General features: G+C 44.6%; 12 protein-coding genes. 2 read left to right on the forward strand and 10 right to left on the reverse strand.

All coding sequences use genetic code 11. The features are described 5' to 3' along the window. Window positions 1-219 precede the first annotated feature (219 nt). From QZU58_RS05240 to dut, 3 genes are all read right to left on the reverse strand, one after another. Window positions 220-4,218 carry an AAA family ATPase gene (locus tag QZU58_RS05240; RefSeq protein WP_294495526.1) on the reverse strand — a complete coding sequence of 1,333 codons (3,999 nt, stop codon included), beginning with the start codon at window positions 4,216-4,218 and terminating at the stop codon, window positions 220-222. A 63-nt stretch (window positions 4,219-4,281) separates the two neighbouring features. After that, window positions 4,282-5,676, reverse strand: coding sequence for an exonuclease subunit SbcD (gene sbcD / locus QZU58_RS05245; protein ID WP_294495528.1), 1,395 nt, complete (start codon window positions 5,674-5,676; stop codon window positions 4,282-4,284). A 272-nt stretch (window positions 5,677-5,948) separates the two neighbouring features. Next, window positions 5,949-6,383, reverse strand: a complete 435-nt coding sequence (gene dut / locus QZU58_RS05250) for a dUTP diphosphatase (protein ID WP_294463359.1) — start codon at window positions 6,381-6,383, stop codon at window positions 5,949-5,951. 286 nt (window positions 6,384-6,669) lie between these two features. Here dut and yhbY point away from each other — a divergent pair, with 286 nt between their 5' ends. After that, window positions 6,670-6,969: a ribosome assembly RNA-binding protein YhbY gene (yhbY, locus tag QZU58_RS05255; protein ID WP_294463358.1), complete on the forward strand. Its 300-nt coding sequence runs from the start codon at window positions 6,670-6,672 to the stop codon at window positions 6,967-6,969. A 287-nt stretch (window positions 6,970-7,256) separates the two neighbouring features. Here the strand turns inward: yhbY and greA are convergent, their stop codons facing one another. From greA to grpE, 4 genes are all read right to left on the reverse strand, one after another. Further along, window positions 7,257-7,736 (reverse strand): transcription elongation factor GreA, encoded by a 480-nt coding sequence (greA, locus tag QZU58_RS05260; protein ID WP_294463357.1) that lies wholly within the window; start codon window positions 7,734-7,736, stop codon window positions 7,257-7,259. 191 nt (window positions 7,737-7,927) lie between these two features. Next, window positions 7,928-9,100, reverse strand: a complete 1,173-nt coding sequence (gene dnaJ / locus QZU58_RS05265; RefSeq protein WP_294463356.1) for a molecular chaperone DnaJ — start codon at window positions 9,098-9,100, stop codon at window positions 7,928-7,930. 124 nt (window positions 9,101-9,224) lie between these two features. Beyond that, window positions 9,225-11,132: a molecular chaperone DnaK gene (gene dnaK, locus QZU58_RS05270; RefSeq protein ID WP_294495529.1), complete on the reverse strand. Its 1,908-nt coding sequence runs from the start codon at window positions 11,130-11,132 to the stop codon at window positions 9,225-9,227. Window positions 11,133-11,270: 138 nt separating this feature from the next. Then, window positions 11,271-12,104 (reverse strand): nucleotide exchange factor GrpE, encoded by an 834-nt coding sequence (gene grpE / locus QZU58_RS05275; protein WP_294495531.1) that lies wholly within the window; start codon window positions 12,102-12,104, stop codon window positions 11,271-11,273. A gap of 264 nt (window positions 12,105-12,368) precedes the next feature. Between grpE and QZU58_RS05280 the strand changes: the two genes are divergently transcribed. Next, window positions 12,369-12,722: a DMT family protein gene (locus tag QZU58_RS05280; protein WP_363174818.1), complete on the forward strand. Its 354-nt coding sequence runs from the start codon at window positions 12,369-12,371 to the stop codon at window positions 12,720-12,722. A gap of 157 nt (window positions 12,723-12,879) precedes the next feature. On the opposite strand, the gene QZU58_RS05285 is transcribed toward QZU58_RS05280, so the two are convergent. From QZU58_RS05285 to fabB, 3 genes are all read right to left on the reverse strand, one after another. Next, complete coding sequence (locus tag QZU58_RS05285; protein ID WP_294495533.1) at window positions 12,880-13,302, reverse strand: EamA family transporter; 423 nt, start codon at window positions 13,300-13,302, stop codon at window positions 12,880-12,882. 84 nt (window positions 13,303-13,386) lie between these two features. Then, window positions 13,387-14,082, reverse strand: coding sequence for a pseudouridine synthase (locus QZU58_RS05290; RefSeq protein ID WP_294495584.1), 696 nt, complete (start codon window positions 14,080-14,082; stop codon window positions 13,387-13,389). Between the two features lie 103 nt (window positions 14,083-14,185). Next, the gene (gene fabB, locus QZU58_RS05295; RefSeq protein ID WP_294495536.1) at window positions 14,186-15,400 is read right to left on the reverse strand and encodes a beta-ketoacyl-ACP synthase I; all 1,215 of its coding nucleotides are present in this window, start codon (window positions 15,398-15,400) and stop codon (window positions 14,186-14,188) included. Window positions 15,401-15,510: the final 110 nt, after the last annotated feature.

The raw sequence follows: 15,510 nt of genomic DNA on the forward strand, positions 1-15,510 counted from the left end.
CCTGTCCAATTGAAATAATCTTATTCATTACAAACAAACCTATAACTATTTTAAATATATTATAAACTATTTATAGATTTAGTCAAGCAGTTGTTAACCCTCTGTTTAAATAGTGATAAAATCGCAATATTTCAAGATGTGACGGATTTTATCCTAAGAATCAGTACGAGTTTCTGAAGTACAAAGGAATGAGCGCCACCACATTCCTATCTTTCTTCCTTAAAGAACAACAACCTCACTGCGGGATGAGTCTCCGGCACGGTGACGTACAAGAATCCTGGACTGAATCATTCCGCCGTTAACGACCTGATCAACATGAGTAATAATACCTATCTGACGGTTGGTAACGGTGGACAGCGAATTCAGGAGGCTGTCTAGTCTCTCGTTGTCCAATGTATCAAAGCCTTCATCTATGAACATGTTGTCGACCCTGACATTCCTTACAATCAAATCTGAAAGTCCCAGTGCCAGCCCCAGGGCGACACGGAACTTTTCACCTCCGGACAGAGAATTCACCAGTCTGCTGCTGTCTCCTCTGTCGTGGTCTATAACGGCAATTTCAAGGTAGTTAACCTCATGCTCACGATCCTTTTTTGTTTTTGCAGAAACCTGCTTCAGTTCATATCTGCCGGAGGTAAAATCAAGAATGTACCTGTTGGCCTTACTTACAAGATAGCCGAAGGTAATCTTCTGCGCATACTCCTTGAAGCTTCTCTTGATATCAAACAGCTCCTTAAGTTCATACACGGACTTATTGTTATTTCTGATTTTTTCAATCTCGTTCCGAAGATTTTCAAGCTCTGCCAGATTACTCTTGTCATTACGCAGACTGCCTTCATGTTCTGATTTTTCTTCCTCAAGAAGTATTCTCTTACTTTCTGCCTCCGCAAGGACATTCTCTCTGATGCCGTTACCGTCTTCGGCATAATCCTCAGGAGAAATTCTTGTTCTGATTTCCGCAAGCCGTCTTTCAGTATCATCATGAACAGCCATCCGTGATATCAGAGCCTTATCCGTTTTCTGAATATCGGCTTCCAGCATTTCCACTCTTTTAAGTGCTTCCTGATACAGGTTCTCCTCCATCAGTGCCGCCGAAACAATCTCCTCCACGGAAAAATGTCCTGAATTTCTTTCACCTGATGCAATATTCCCGGCCTCTGCACCAAGCTTCTCCCTGAGACTGGATTTTTCCTTTTCAGCCGAACGAATCCCTTCTTCATTTTCCTTCTGCTGATTCTGACAGCCTGCAAGCCTGCTTTTCACCTCACTGCAATTAATTTCTGCCTGATGCATTTCATTTCCGGCCTTATCAATAGCCTGCTGAAGCCTCTCCGTCATTTTCCTGGAGGTGACACCGCCGGTAAGATCCAAAAGTTCCTGATTAACTGCGGCAAGTTTCCGTTCTCTGTTCGCAAGCTCGTCCTCCTCGGCTTTCAGAGCGCTTTCAGCATCAGCCACGCTGCGTTTAAAGGATTCCACGGAAGTATTCTTTACCGCAAGTTCGGTATCAAGTTCACTGCGGTGTCTGTCATAATCATTCAGTGAATCACAGATCTTATTGTACTTTTGGACATATTCTTCGAACTTTGCGTCATCATTGACATTGATCATGGCTGTCCAGGCCTGGGCAAGACCGGCATCATCGGTTCTGTAATCAAGGCCTGCCACCTTTTCCTTAAGCAGTGCCGCCTGAGACGATTCACTGACAAAGGCCTTTTTGACATACGCAAAATTTTCATAAATGTTTTTGATTTTCTCAATTATCTTAACGGCATTACCGATATTCTCGAAAATAACAGACACTTCACCGGACTTTCTCCTCAGCAGATCATGAAACTCACGTATTCTGTCTGTGCATTCCTTAAATGAATGCAGCCGGTCATCCGGAAACTGAGACGTTTTATTATTTTCATCTTTAAGCAATCCGTCACCGTCTTCAGACAACTGAGGCACAATCCCCATCAGGTTCTCCGTTAAAGGCGACAATTTTTCATCACAGAAGGATGGCAGAAAAAATCCTGCCTCACCCATATCACGGAACAGGGAGCGTAAATCATTAAGGCATGTAACCTTTCCTTCATCCGCATGTTCTGCAAAAACCGATATGCCGTCAGTGTATTCTTTTAACTGCTTTACCGTTCTGCGGATTTCAGTGTCGGCAGACATCAGCTCAGAGACAGATATCTTTAGTCCTGAGAGCGCCGTTTTCCTCATCTCCTGCAGTTCAATAAGCTTTTTCCCGTGGCTGTCTATATCCGCATCAACGCTTTTCAGTTCTGTTTCATATGTGGCTTTGTCACTTATCAGTCTGTCAAGCAGACTTTCCAGTCCGCCGATATGACCTTCAAGTCTCGGATGAACGGTCGACCCGCAGCACGGGCACGGATCTCCAGGTTTAAGATTCACGGCATAGCCGTGCAGCTTAATGGCCACATCACATGTTCTTATGCAGTCATTCAGCTCTGCCGATCTTTTCCTGAGTGCGGTCAGCCCGGAATCAGCATTCAAAACGGAAATCTGTCTGCAGGCATCCGTAAAACCAACGTGCCAGTACCTTGTTTTTTCTGCGGCGGCAAGGTATTTATCCGTCTGAAATTTTAATGTTGTCAGACACTGCTCCACGGAACCGGCCTGTCTCCTGAATGACTCGGCATCTGTCACAGCGGCTTCATACAGCCCAGTCCCGGGAATAATCCCGTCATCAAATGAATACTGACAGCTGTCCCCGGTGAGCTTCTGATATTCGTTATAACGGTTAAGCCACTCAGATTTTTTTTCATTCATTGCCTGACAATGATTTTGAGCCGCATTCTCCTTTTCACGAAGCTGATTACTGCAGTTCCGGTATTCGGTAATTCTCACCCTGAGATCCGGCCATTTCCCCTTCAAGAACTCATATTTCTGGTTCTTTTTATAAGATTCGTCCAGCTCGCTGATTCTTTTTATGACATCATTTCCGGCTGCTTCTGCTTCAGCAAGGTCCTTCTTCCGTTTTTTCAGAATTGAACTTTTTTCTGAAACATTCCTTTTGGACTCTTCCGACATGGTCACTATGGTATTTTTATTCTGCTCCAGAGCTTCAGCCTGCTTTATGACCGGAGCCTTCAGATCTTTTTCCTTTTTGCGATCCTCATATTCAGATATTCTTTTTTTCAGAATCTCCTCGGATGAATGAAGGTTCGCTTCCAATGCTTTCCGACTGTCCGCAAGCTCTGTTCCGTTCTTCCTCAGATTTTCAAGATTCCTGTCGACATTATTCAGATTTATATGAATATCCCTCAGGGGGCGGGACAGGTCAAAAAGCGACTTTATCCTGTAATCATCCCGATAATCGTCCTTACGTGCCTCCTGCTTCTGCTTTTCAGCATTAAGTGCGGAAATATCCGCATTCACCCTGCTCAGATCCGCAACGTATTTTGCATAAGCATTAAGAACCTGAATTCTTTCAGATGTTTTTGTTATTTCCTCGGTACAGCTTTTAAGTCTTTCCCCGATATTCTTTCTGGCATCATCAGAAAGGAGCTGTCCGGATATAACATTCATCCGTTTATGGTAATCGTCCAAAACAGTCTTGATCCCGCTTATGCGTTCAGTAACGAGTGCATCAATTTTCCGGTATATTTCCGTACCCGTAAGTTTTTCAAGAAGACTTGTTTTAGCCTTGGAATCATCTTCCAGAAATGCGGCAAACTCTCCCTGAGGAAGCACAATGACCTTCTTAAACTGTTCCCAGGTAAGACCTGTATACGGCTGAATAAAATCTTCAAGAGGTTTTAATCTAAACGCCTTTTCCTTGTCTACCAGAAGTTCTCCCGGGATGCCGTTGACATCAAGCCGTCTCACTTCAAATGAATAGGAGAAATTTGTTCTTTTTTTGCAGACTGAGTACACGGCTCTGTAAACACCGCCTCTGCCCTCAAAATCAACGGTGGCGGAACAGTTATTCTTTCCGCGGGTCATTACGTTTATGGAATCATCCGTTCCAACACTTTGACCTTCTTCAAGCTCGACAGCACCGGAATTAGTTCCATATCGGGAAATACGAGGGGTTCTGCCATACAGGGCCAGACATATGGCATCCAGAATGGTGCTTTTCCCCGCTCCCGTATCGCCTATAATGGCAAAAATTCTGTTCCTGTCACTCGTAACCTTTCGAAAATCAATATCAAACTCATCAAGACTCGCCAGATTAACGCCTGCAACTCTTAAAATTTTCATAACCGCCTCTGTTTAGTTTTTATATATTTTCTGTCTGACCGCCGTTCTTAACTGATTTTTTCATCAGGCTGACTTTCCGCTGCAGTCATCTTTTCCGTTTTCAGCCTCTGCAATGATCTCACTGAGAAGCTTTACAAGCTCCTCTGGCATTTCCTTACCCTTGTGTACTTCTTCGTACATTCTTGAAGCCAGCACAATCGGTGAACTGATGTCGTCAAGCGACTGAACATCCTGCTGACGGAATACGGTTCCGCCATCTCCTTCTTTACGAATAAGCTTGAAATCGCAAAGTCGGAATGCCTTTCCGGAAAGCTCTCCGATTTTTTTATCCAGTATTTCACGATATGATCTGATGCAATCAAAACCGGAGTTTTCCTGATTATATTCGGCAAAAATCGAACAGAAAGGCAGCTCATTAATGGATTTTTCTCCGGCGGAAATCTGCATATTGTTAAGAGTCTGCAGTACTTCTTCCTCACAGGCCATTCCCCGCCGGGCAGGAATTCGGATGAAATCAACGGCACGCTCGTAAACACGGGATACCACCTCAATGTCATATCTTCCGCCGTCATCAGAACTCCCTGCAGGCAAAACATCCACAATATCAACACCATTGCGATATTCACATTCCCCAAAATTTATTGGAAGCGGGGAACCACTGTAACGAACCCGCCTGCAGCCTCCGATATTCTGGCGCAGATGAATATGGCCAAGAGCCACATAGTCATAACCGTCAAAAACAGAAACACCGATTCCCTGCTCTCCGCCAATCATGTCCGTAGCCTTGTCCTCCTCTGATCCGCTAAGAGTCGAGCTTTTCACGAAAAAATGCCCCATGGCAATAATGGGAACATCGGCTCCCTTATATTCTTCACTGTTTCTGATGAAATCCAGACACCCCTGATAAATATTTCTGACGCCTGATTCATAATCCGTTTCACTTCCGTCATGTGAACGGTTAACACCAAGGTTAAGAACCCTTGTCGTACTCAGAAAAGGCATGGCCACCACTAATGCCTGAAGTTTTCTGTCATCGGTGCGCACCGGATAAATCAGCTTCTCATAATCGACATCGCAGACCGACGGGTTTTCCTCATAATAGACAACAGGCAGTTCACCGACAATCATCAGTCTGTCACAGCATTCCATGTAGGCGGAAACACTGTCGATTTTCCTGGCACTGTCATGATTGCCGCAGGTTATGACAATATGAAGACCGGGATGTCTTCTGCGTATTTCATTCAGAGTGGTTCCCAGAAATTTTTCGGCTTCCAGGGACGGATTTATCGTATCAAAGACATCACCCGCCAACAGCAGCAGATGAGGCTGTTCACTTTCAATCGTCCGGAGCAGGTTCTCTTTAAATTTACGATATTCAATACTTCTGTCGAATTCGTGCAGTCTCTTACCCAAATGCCAGTCTGAGGTATGTAGAATTCTTATGACTGAGTCTTTCATCTGATGTTTCCGCTCCATTACTCAAACCAATGAAAAATGCGAAACCGGACTGTGTCCGTCCGGCCGTACCAGGTTTACGTTCAAATTACGTTTTACACATAAGCATATTTATTATATGTAATAAACAGTGTTTTTGTCACCTTTATTTTTGCAATTATTTAACCGGCATTACAGATTAAAATATTTTCCTCTGAAAAAATGAACCGGGCTCCAGGTAAAACCTGCGAGCCCGGTTCATCAACTGACTGTTTCAGATTAAATCCGGTTACGGACTATTTTGTGGAGCCGAACCCGCCGGCGCCTCTTGCAGTCTCTGACAGTTCGTCGACAATTTCGATTGTTTCAACGGCAACCGGAACAATCAGACTCTGAATGGCCCTTTCACCTCTTTTAAATACAATCTCCCTGCCGGCAAAATTATCTCCCTGCTCATCAATCACGATATGGGCAATCCATTCGCCCCTGTAATCAGAATCGATTACGCCTACGGTATTGCGTAAACCGATTCCCTTGATGCCTGCTCCGGAACGTGGAAGAAGAAGAGCAACGTGACCTGCCGGAACTTCAGCCGCGAACCCCAGATTCACAATGTTGTCCTTTCCGGCAACAAGGGTAACGTCTTCCTGGAAATAGATGTCCATACCGCCGGCTGATTCGGTCTTGTACTCAGGACTGATAAAATCCTTAACTAATGGTTTAACTTTCATAAACAGTTCCCGTTCACTACATTATGAAGTCGCGGATCCGCTTCAACAGGCGGAATGTATGAACCGGGACTTCAGATCAAACATAAAAAACGTGAATCCCGGACTCCGAAAAATCAGGCTTCCGGGAATTCTCATTCATCCGCAGTAATTATACAGTGTATGTCAGCTGATATAAAGATTCACATGAGATGTTCCCGGCGAAAAACATCAGGATTTCATTTTTCATACTTATTCACAGATGTCATAAAAATCTGTATAATGCAGAAAATTTTTAAGGATGTGTATTATGGAACTTACAACCAAACAGAAGCTTTATCTCAAATCAAAGGCTCACGACATTAAGCCCGTAGTAATGATTGGTCAGAAAGGCATTACCGACAGCGTTATCGAAGAAATAAAGTCTTCCATTGATCATCATGAACTAATCAAGGTTAAAATTGCAGGTCAGGAAAAGGAAGTAAGGGAAGCCGTTGCAGCCGAACTGGCTGAGAAGGCAGACATGACCATTGTTCAGATTATGGGTAACAACGTTACTTTCTTCAAGCAGAAAAAGAAGGAAAGCAGTTTCAGCCTTCCTAAAGCCTAAAACCAAGAATTACAATACCGGAAGCGACAGACACTGACCATATCAGTCAGATGCAGTGGAAAAGCTCCGGTATTTTAATTTCAGAGGGAGCTCTCCCGTCAACTGTTCGACCGTACCAAACAATCATCTTCAACTGACGGACGGTATGTTTTCTCCGCAAAACGTTTGCGTCAGCTGCATGGTATCTGTTTATTGTTTTTCAATCTCAAAACAAAAAAGGAGCCGAGGCTCCCTTTCATTTCACAGATAACAAAATTCAGATAACGGATCCTAAAATCCGGACTGTCCTAGATATACAGAATATCGTTGATGTAGTAGGTTACCTTTCCTTTAGGAGTAACAATTTCAACTTCGTCATCAACGTACTTGCCCATAAGGCCTCTGGCAATAGGAGTCTTGAATGAAAGCAGACCATTCTTAACGTCTGATTCATGTTCACCGACAATCTTGTAAGTGATTTCAGTACCGTCATCCTTTTCAAGCTTAACGGTAGCCCCGAAAACAACCTTCTTTTCACCGTCAACCTTTACCTTGGTAATGTCAATTACTTCAGCAGTTGATAACTGTGCTTCCAGATCCTTAATCTTAGCCTCACACATGCCCTGAGCTTCTCTTGCGGCATGATACTCGGCATTTTCCTTGAGGTCACCGTGTTCTCTGGCCTCAGCAATTAAATCTGATATACGAGGACGTTCAGTGCCCTTTAAAAAATCGAGCTCTTTTCTGATGGCTTCTGCCCCCTGAACGGTCATTGGAGTTCTATCCATTATGTTCCCCTATTTTTAAATGATAAAAAAAATTGAATCAGCCGCTGTACGCAGCTGACCCATGAACTATTATATTATCGTAAAATTCCGCAGCGTCTAATGAACAGGCATTACAGCCAACGGATTTACTTTATTTTAACATGATAAAAATTAAATAACTGTATGTCCCTCACAACTTTTGGCGTCGGACATTACTTATTCTTTTTCGGATCCGCGAAACCGTCAATGAATGCCTTAACTTTATCCATGAACCCCTTTACCCCAGGAAGATTGCTTGAGGATTTGGAGCCCTTTCCGTTGATTGAATCATCAAACTTCTTCAGCAGTTCCTTCTGTTCGTTGTTAAGATTTACAGGAACCTCAACAATGATTCGACAGTAAAGATCGCCCACTGCAGAACCGTGAATTGAAGGAATACCCTTACCCTTTGCTCTCAGCTGGGTACCGGACTGTGTGCCTTCCTTAACCGTAAGTGAAATCTTACCGTCGAGAGTAGGCACCTCAACCTTACCGCCCAGAGTTGCCGTGGTAATGCTGATTGGCACATCAACGTAGAGATCCATGTCTTCTCTTTCGAAAATAGGATGAGGCTTAACCCTGATGAACACGAAGAGATTACCGGCAGGAGCTCCGTTTCTGCCGGCTTCACCGGCGCCACGGATGGTCATTCTCATACCGTCATCAACACCTGCAGGAATGTCAACCTCAACCTCCTGCTTACCAGGATATCTGCCTTCACCGTTACACTTCTTACAAGGCTTTTCAAAAATCTTACCCTTACCGTGACAGGTAGGACAGGTTTCCTGAATTCTGAATATGCCGTTCCCCTTCAGGATTGCACCGGCTCCGTGACAGGTAGGACATTCCTTGGTTGATGAACCCTCTTCACAGCCTGTTCCGTGGCAACAGTCACAGGTAACATGCTTGTTAATCTTAAACTTCTTCTTAATTCCCTTTACGGCTTCCTCAAGGGTGATTGAAACCTGAATCTGAAGATCCTCTCCAGGCTGCACGGTCGGACCGCTGCGACGACGTCCGCCACCGCCGAAGATGTCACCGAAGGCATCACCGAAGATATCACCGAAGTCAAATCCTCCGAAACCACCGCCAAAGCCGCCACCGAAGCCGCCCTGATTCTGGTCAACACCGGCGAATCCGTACTGGTCATATGCAGCTCTCTTCTGCTGGTCACTTAATACGGCATAGGCCTCGTTAATTTCCTTGAACTTTTCTTCTGCCCCCGGCTCCTTGTTACGATCCGGATGGTATTTCATGGCCAAACGCTTAAAGGCCCTTTTTATAGTCTGATCATCGGCATTCTTTTCAACGCCAAGCACTTCATAGTAATCACGCTTCTCAGCCATAAAAGTCAATTCCCTAATTTAATCTTATTCATAACATACAAGTAACGGACTCTGTCTACTGACAGTGTCCGTTAGATTCATATAACGGCGTTTTATCCGTTATTCAGGTTTTACCTGTATGCCATTAAACTTCTTCGAAATCAGCGTCACGGGCACCGTTGTTGGCGTTACCGCCGGCACTCTGCTGCTGTGCGCCTGAAGCACCTGCACCGGCCTGAGCCTGCTGTGCATACTGAGCTAAGGAGCCTGCAATTTCCTGAAGCTTCTTCTCAGCATCTTCGATGGCTGCAAGGTCATCACCGCGTGCGGCATTTTCGAGGTTATTGATTGCCTGGTTAAGTTCGGTCTTAACATTTTCAGGAATCTTGTCACCGTTTTCCTGCATCTGCTTCTTGTAAGAGTGAATTACGGCATCGGCACGGTTACGGGCATTTGCCAGGTCAGCAAACTTCTTATCTTCGGCAGAGTGAGCTCCAGCTTCGCGAACCATCTTCTGAATTTCTTCTTCTGACAGACCTGATGAAGACTGAATGGGAATCTGCTGTTCCTTACCGGTGTTCTTATCCTTGGCACTTACGTGAATCAGACCATCAGCATCGATATCGAAGGTAACTTCAATCTGTGGTACTCCGCGTGGAGCAGCCGCAATGCCTTCAAGGTTGAAGTTGCCGAGTAACTTGTTGTCTGCTGCACGCTTACGTTCACCCTGAAGTACGCGAATGGTTACTGCAGGCTGGTTATCTTCAGCGGTAGAGAAGGTCTGACTCTTCTTGGTAGGAATAGTGGTATTCTTTTCAATCAGAGTGGTCATCACGCCGCCGAGAGTTTCAATACCGAGTGATAACGGAGTAACGTCGAGAAGAAGCACGTCCTTCTTGTCACCGGCAAGTACGGAACCCTGAATTGCAGCACCTACGGCAACGGCTTCATCAGGATTTACGTCCTTACGAGGATCCTTACCGAAGAACTTTGAAACAACCTGCTGTACCAGAGGCATACGGGTCTGACCGCCAACCAGAAGAACTTCATCAACATCATTAACGGTTAAGCCGGCATCCTTAAGAGCTGTCTGAACAGGAATCAGAGACTTCTGAACCAGATCTTCAACCAGTGATTCGAGCTTTGCACGGGTCAGCTTGATGTTCATGTGCTTTGGACCGGTGGCATCTGCAGTGATGTAAGGAAGATTTACGTCAGTCTGAGTTGCGGATGACAGTTCAATCTTAGCCTTTTCAGCACTTTCCTTCAGACGCTGTAAAGCATGAATATCATTTCTTAAGTCGATGTTGTTGGTAGCCTTAAATTCATCAATCAGGTAAGTGATGAGGAGGTTATCAAAGTCTTCACCGCCAAGGTGGGTATCACCGTTGGTTGAAAGTACTTCGAAAGTCTTTTCACCGTCAACTTCATCGATATCGATGATTGAGATATCGAAGGTACCGCCGCCGAGGTCGTATACCGCAATCTTCTTTTCACCCTTAACCTTGTCTTCACCGTAAGCCATTGCAGCAGCGGTAGGTTCGTTGATGATACGCTTTACGTTAAGACCTGCAATACGACCGGCATCCTTGGTTGCCTGACGCTGCTGGTCGTTGAAGTATGCAGGAACGGTAATAACTGCTTCGGTAACTTCTTCACCGAGAATGTCTTCAGCAGTCTTCTTCATCTTCTTGAGAACTTCTGCAGAAACCTGTGGAGGTGCCATACCCTTGTCTTTTACGTCAACCCAGGCATCACCGTTTGGAGACTTAATAATCTTGAACGGCATGATTGAAATATCGCGCTGAACTTCAACATCATCAAAACGACGACCGATAAGTCTCTTGATTGCAAACAGTGTGTTCTTTGGATTTGTTACGGCCTGACGCTTTGCGGCATCACCCACTAAAATTTCACCGTCATCGGTGTAACCGATAACTGAAGGAGTGGTACGATGACCTTCAGCATTTTCTAAAACACGAGCGTTACCATTTTCGTATACTGCCACGCATGAGTTGGTAGTACCGAGGTCAATACCAATAATCTTACCCATTTTCTAACTCCTATTTTTAAATCTTTAAGCCTCACAACTTTCTCTTCTGTTTTTCCGGAGGCTTTCTTATCTCTACACTAACTTAAATAATGCCTAGTTTTTCAAATTCAAGATTAAAATCAAATTTTTTTTATTTTTTTAATTTCCTGATGAAACAACTACGAGAGCAGGCTTAAGCAGGCGACCGTTAAGCGCATATCCCTTCTGAATAACTCCCATTACGTGATTGGCCGGAACTGCCGGATTAGGGATGTGCTGGATGGCCTGATGATAGTTAGGGTCAAACAGCTGATTAAGAGGATCAATAACTTCAACGCCGTTCTTGCTGATAGCCTTAAGAATAAGTTCCATGGTCATTTCAAGACCTTCTATGAGATCCTTCTGCTGAGGATTGTTGCGATCTGAGTAAAACAAAGCCTTTTCCAAAGGTTCAATGCTTGGAATAAGATCCTTTACAAAGCCCTCAAGTGCAAAACTCTTCGCCTTGGAAATCTCATTGTCACATCTGGTTCTGATACGGCTGATTTCTTCTTCATTGGCGGCAATGGCTTCGGCAAGCTTCTTCTGGGTTACTTCCATAAGTTTCTTGTGCTTGTCTTCCTGTTCGGCACTTACATTTTTCTTGTATTCGTCATACTGTGCCATTACGGTAGCCTTTTCAATCTGAAGAGCGGCCTGCTTTCTCTCAAACTCAGATTTTAACTGTTTTCTTTCATTCTGGAGCTGTCTGATGGAAAGTCTGGCAGAAAGAAGTTCACCCCTTAACTCTTCCGGAGTCAGTTTGGCAGCCATGGCAGCAATTTCTTCTTCAATCTTTTCCGCTTCGGCATCCTGTTCTTCAGTGTTTTCAGCCTGCGCAGCTGCGGCTTCTTCAGCCTTCACTTCCTGACTTTCGGAATTCTGAGTCTGCTGTGCAACGGTTTCATCCACGTTTTCAGCATTGATATCCTGCTGTTTTTCCTGTTCACTCATAAAATACGTCTCCTAAAATCCAAAACAAAATATACATCTAGCTATATGGGGGTAATTTTTCAAAATTCAACACATTTCTCCAAATTTATCTGAAGATTTTTAACGCCGTAAAAAAAGCAATCGGCGAAAACGTTTTGTGATAGAATGCATGTTCTGTTGAGGGGCTAGTTTACGGATAACCGCTTTATCCTCCCCGGCACTCAGGTTGTTTTTAGCTGTTAAGGCTCACAGGTAGCCGTAAGGAAACGAATTATCATGATGGAAATAAAGGTTGTACTGGGAAGCGTATGTCTGCTGATACTGAGCAACATTTTCATGAACATCGCATGGTACGGCCATTTAAGCAAACTTGCAGAAAAACCGGTTTACGTGGCAATCCTGGTTTCATGGATGATAGCCCTGTTTGAATACGCCCTGATGATTCCTGCAAACCGCTATGCCCATGAATATTTAACCGTCGGTCAGCTGAAAATCATTCAGGAGGTCATTACCCTTACGGTTTTCGTTCCTCTGTCAATTCTGCTCTTCGGAGAAAAATGGAACTGGGACTATCTCTGGGCTGCCATATGCATGGTAGGCGCGGTTTTCTTTGTTTTCAGATCCAGAATTTTTGCGTAAATAAAAAAGTTCAGACAGCCTTAATCCGTACGACACGACGTTTTTGAACACGATTCGTAAGCATGTTTTGACGACGGCGTGTAGAGCCTGCTTCGCACATAATTCACGGGTTTTGTTTTTCCGCCCCCCAATTTCTGAACATCTGTTTCACGTTTAATCAGAGATTGATTAATACAAGACCTGCTATACAGACCAGAACACCGAGTATCTTATTCCACGTCAGAGGTTCATCATAGAGAAAAAAGCCGACAAAAATAAGGGATATTGCAAGAAAGGAACTCTGTACGAGTGACGCCCGACTGATTTCCCATCCGTATTTATAGGCGTAGATAAAACCGGCTTCCAACCCCACCACGGAGAGCCCCAGCACCGGAGCAGCCCAGTTCACCCTGCCCAGTTCGGAAACGACACCCTCTCCGGTTCTTGTAATGAGAAAAATAATAATGCTGAGAATGAATCCCACCAGATACGTTACCGCAAGTGACAAAAAGGGACTAACACCGACAGGAACCGACTTTGAACAAATGTGATAGATTATGTTAAAAATCACAATCATGACTATAGGAAGAACATAAGTCATATAAGCTCCCTGGACCAACACCTATTCTCATTGTACAGCAACAGGATATAATTACTGAGAATCATGCCTTATTGCCGTATTTTTCTAGAACATTGCAATTTCTTCAGCCGTCAGCTCCCTGTACTCTCCCGGCTGCAGATCATCATCAAGCCTGATGTCTCCGATGGCAATACGCTTTAATCCCACCACCTTGTTTCCGGTACTTGCAAACATTCTCTTAACCTGATGATACCTGCCTTCGGTAATTGTCAGCAGTACATGTCTCGGCTCCATTATTTCAAGAACCGCCGGGCGGGTGGCATACTTTTCACCTCTCAGCATTACGCCTTGGGCAAAGAGTCTGATATTTTCTTCAGGACAGTCTTCTGCAAGCCACACTTCATAAGTTTTACAGTGAGACTTTTTGGGTGAGGTTATGCGATGCGCCCAACCACCGTCATCGGTAATGAACAGAAGCCCTTCCGTATCCAGATCCAGTCTGCCGACACAGAAAAGACCTCCGGCCTCCCCCTCGAGCAGCGTAAGAACAATTGGATTCTGGGGATCATCATTGGAACAGACGCAGCCCTTCGGTTTGTTTATCAGGAAATATCTTTTACGTTCCTCGGTTACCACTTCAAGACCGTCACCGTCACAGACAATCGAATCTTCCGCACTCACCTTGGCGGCAGCATCCTTTACGACGGAACCGTTAACGGAAACCCGGCCCTTACGAATGACCGTTCCGGCCTCTTTTCTGCTGAGACCGTAATTTAGCGTCAGACATTTATCCAGTCTAATCATGTCGCCCATTTTAAATTCTCCGACATAAAAAAATCAGAAGAAAAAAATTTCCCCTGATTTTTATAAACAATTTCTGAACTGCCGCTACCGCGGCATTCCGTTAATCGTGATACTTATTGAAAATCAAGCAGGCATTGGTTCCGCCGAAACCAAAGCTGTTAGACATCACGCATTCAAGCTCAATATCCTTGGCTGAAGTAACAATCGGAAGACCTTCCGCTAAAGGATCAAGATTTTCAATGTTAATGCTTGGAGCAATAAAATTATTGTTAAGCATCAGTAATGAGTATATGGCCTCCTGCACTCCGGCAGCACCGAGACTGTGACCGGTCATGGCCTTAGTCGCACTGAGGAACGGAACATCAGCACCGAAAGTCTGTCTGATTGCCTCAAGTTCCTTAGTATCACCCACCTTTGTTGAAGTACCGTGAGTATTGATGTACTGAACAGGATTTTTTGAAGTTGCCATAGCCTGCTTCATACATCTTACGGCACCTTCCCCTGAAGGAGCAACCATGTCATAGCCGTCAGAGGTAGCACCGAAACCTACGAGTTCGCCGTAGATTTTCGCACCTCTGGCAAGCGCATGTTCCAGCTCTTCAACAACAACCATGCCGCCACCGCCGGCAATAACGAAGCCGTCACGATCGGCGTCATAGGTTCTTGAAGCCTTTTCCGGAGTTTCATTATACTTCGTGCTTAAAGCTCCCATACCGTCAAAAAGACAGGCAAGACTCCAGTCAAGCTCTTCACCGCCACCTGCAAAAACAACATCCTGCTTTCCGAGCATAATCTGTTCCGCAGCGGTTCCGATGCAGTGTGCTGAAGTAGAGCACGCTGAACTGATACTGTAATTAACTCCCTTAATCTTAAAAGGAGTTGCAAGACATGCTGAGGTTGTGGACCCCATGCATCTGGTAACCTGATAAGGGCCTACTCGACGGATACCCTTTGTTCTTAAGGTATCGCATGCTTCAACCTGATTTCTGCTTGATGCACCGCCGGACCCGCAGATAAGACCGGTACGTTCATTTGAAACTTCGGATTCGCTTAATCCTGAATCTTCAATTGCCTGCTGCATGGAAAGATATGCGTAGGCTGCAGCATCTCCCATGAAACGCTTAACCTTGCGATCAATCAGATCATCGAGATTGAGATCAACCGCTCCCCATACATTTGACTTTAAACCTGCTTCCTTAAACTGTTCGGAAAAGGAAATTCCAGACTTTCCTGTTTTTAAGGACTGCAGAACATTCTGCAAATTGTTACCAATACTGGAAACAATTCCCATACCGGTAATAACTGCTCTTCTCATAACTTATATATCTCTTTTTTGGATTTTCTACTCTGCCTGAGGCATAACTGACGGTATTAAGACCGCCGATCTGCACAAAGGTTCAAAATCCTTGCTAAAAACTTATGTCC

The sequence above is a fragment of the uncultured Ruminobacter sp. genome, from assembly GCA_902764345.1.
GTDB lineage: Bacteria > Pseudomonadota > Gammaproteobacteria > Enterobacterales > Succinivibrionaceae > Ruminobacter.